This window comes from Vibrio sp. 1978, from assembly GCF_033344345.1.
This window is the reverse complement of record NZ_JAWPOP010000885.1, coordinates 1-549: the sequence shown is the minus strand read 5'-3', so window position 1 is coordinate 549 and position 549 is coordinate 1. Positions and strand designations below refer to the sequence as shown.

Sequence of the window (549 nt, the reverse complement as noted above, 5' to 3'; positions counted from 1 at the left end):
CAATGATTTGACGAGCATCCAAACTATGAGTTTCTGCATAAGAATCCAGCTCATTAAAGTACGCAACTCGCATTGCAAGGTAGGTGTTTGAAAATAGTTTTACTGCTTCAGCTTCTGTAGAGTCAGTAAATAGAACTTGAATATCTTCTTTTACAGCTCCCTCAACCAGCAAGTCCGCAAACATTTCAGCACGTTCACTGCGTTCCCCAACAATTATGCGTGATGGGTGAAGGTTATCATAGAGCGCTTTACCCTCTCGCAAGAACTCTGGAGAGAAAATTACATTATCACATCCCAGTTCTTCCTTGATTCGAGCGGTATAGCCTACAGGAACAGTAGACTTAATCACCATTACTGCATCTGAATTGATTGACATAACATCTTTAATCACGGCTTCAACAGAAGAGGTATTAAAGTAGTTAGTTTGCGGGTCATAATCTGTAGGTGTTGCGATAATAACAAATTCAGCATCTTTATAGGCGAGCTCTTTGTCTAGCGTTGCCACAAAATTGAGTTTCTTCGTTTCAAGAAAGCTCTCGATCTCAGAAA

The 549-nt window shown here is 40.3% G+C and carries 1 pseudogene; it reads right to left on the bottom strand.

From position 1 onward, the window contains the following. A pseudogene (locus R8N49_RS29680) lies at positions 1–549 on the bottom strand (UDP-glucose 6-dehydrogenase); the annotation flags it as partial.